The organism is Synechococcus sp. 65AY6A5, from assembly GCF_002760415.1.
Taxonomy (GTDB): Bacteria; Cyanobacteriota; Cyanobacteriia; order Thermostichales; family Thermostichaceae; genus Thermostichus.
On record NZ_AXUW01000001.1, the window covers coordinates 2,000,372 to 2,001,905 of the forward strand.

2 protein-coding genes and 1 pseudogene are annotated in these 1,534 nt (G+C 62.6%); 1 reads left to right on the forward strand and 2 read right to left on the reverse strand.

The genetic code is table 11. The features are described from left to right. Nucleotides 1-334: 334 nt before the first annotated feature. A complete protein-coding gene (locus SYN65AY6A5_RS09580; protein WP_011429237.1) occupies nucleotides 335-967 on the forward strand; it encodes a lysophospholipid acyltransferase family protein in 633 nt (210 codons plus the stop codon). Here SYN65AY6A5_RS09580 and SYN65AY6A5_RS09585 read toward each other — a convergent pair. Together SYN65AY6A5_RS09585 and SYN65AY6A5_RS14800 are read right to left on the reverse strand one after the other, a co-directional pair. Further along, complete coding sequence (locus tag SYN65AY6A5_RS09585) at nucleotides 955-1,377, reverse strand: ferredoxin (protein WP_011429236.1); 423 nt, start codon at nucleotides 1,375-1,377, stop codon at nucleotides 955-957. The two genes, SYN65AY6A5_RS09580 and SYN65AY6A5_RS09585, sit on opposite strands and share 13 nt — an antisense overlap. A 23-nt stretch (nucleotides 1,378-1,400) precedes the next feature. After that, a pseudogene (locus tag SYN65AY6A5_RS14800) lies at nucleotides 1,401-1,534 on the reverse strand (RNA-guided endonuclease TnpB family protein); the annotation flags it as partial.

Sequence of the window (1,534 nt, forward strand, 5' to 3'; positions counted from 1 at the left end):
TCTCATGATGAATGCATTGTACCTGTTGAACGCTCCCGCCTCTCATCCCGACTCTGACCGGCCCGCCCCCCCTATATCCCCCCGTATACGGGGGGACTGGGGGGCTGGGGGACTGGGATATAGGGGGGTACAGAGCGGGGCTTCCAGGACTACGTCCCGCTAGCGCGAACGGCGGATTAGCTAAAACTTGGCGCAACGTTTTCCCGGCGTCTCCCCTCGCCGCATCCCACCCTAGGTGAAGGTCTTCGGAAAACCTGTCTCCAAAGTCCTTAGGGATCCCCCCCTTTCCCCTACACTCAAGAGGGAGCTACCCTTAAGTTGGGAAATCGTCCAGATGGGCTATCGCCGCCGCGATTGGTTGGCCTACTGGCTGCTCAAGTGGCTGGTGGTCAACCCTTTATTTCGGGGACTGTATTTTGGCCGCACCTATGGCCAGGAAAACGTGCCGCGCCACGGATCCCTGATCATCGTCAGCAACCACGCCAGCCACTTGGATCCGCCGCTGGTGGCCAATGCGGTGCGCCGCCCGGTAGCCTTCATGGCCAAAGAAGAGCTGTTCCAGGTGCCGGTGCTGAAGCAGGTGATCCGGCTCTACGGGGCTTACCCGGTCAAAAGGGGAGGTGCGGATCGCAGCGCCTTGCGGGCCACAGAGGCAGCCCTGGCCCAGGGCTGGGCGGTAGGGATCTTTCTCAACGGCACCCGCACCCCCGATGGCCGCATCCCCCAGCCTCACCTGGGGGCAGCCTTGGTGGCAGCGCGCACCCAGACACCCTTGCTCCCCGTAGCCCTCTGGGGCACCGAGAAGGTGCTGCCCAAGGGATCCCGCTGGCCGCGCTTGTTTTGCCCCATCACGGTGCGCATCGGCAGGCTGATCCCCCCGCCGGCTTCCAGCGACAAAGCTGAGCTGCAGCAGGCAACCGCGGCCTGCGTGGAGGCCATCCATGCCCTCCTGGATCAGGGGCGCTGAGGGGCAATCAGAGTATCTTGAGCAACCAGATACTCGGCCACCGGCTTTCCCCCCAAGATGTGCTCTTGCAGCACCCGCTCTATCACCGGCGGCGTGGCCGAGTGGTACCAGAACCCGCCGGGGTACACCAACAACACCGGCCCAGGAACACCGTAGTTGCAGGCCCGCAGACAATTGGCCTTGGTGCGGTTGACGCGCAGAGGGCCCACGCCCGCCAGCTCCAGGTTCAACTGCTGGATCCGCAGCCTCAGGTATTCCCAGGCTTCCAGCCCCACCGCCTTTTCACAGCACTTGGGCTTGGTCTGGTCGGCGCAGAGGAACAGATGCCAATGGTAAGACGGAATCGGATCCGGCTGAGGTTCTGCAGATGGGCTTGCCGGCGTGGGAAGGGGAGCGGAAAGCTGGGTCATGTGAGGATCCGTGTCTGATACATTTACGCTGAACACTGCTGAGCATTACTGCTCAGCGGTGAAGCGATAGCATTCTGTCCGTTTCCGTTGTCACTACGCGATGCTGACGCGACCGCGCTACTCGGACGGAGTCCAAACAGAAAGGCGGTATCCCGCA

What these genes read in the sequence shown, in the direction of transcription:
- SYN65AY6A5_RS09580 (WP_011429237.1), top strand. Translation starts at nt 335, where the DNA reads ATGGGCTATCGCCGCCGCGATTGGTTGGCCTACTGGCTGCTCAAGTGG.
- SYN65AY6A5_RS09585 (WP_011429236.1), bottom strand. Translation starts at nt 1,377, where the DNA reads ATGACCCAGCTTTCCGCTCCCCTTCCCACGCCGGCAAGCCCATCTGCA.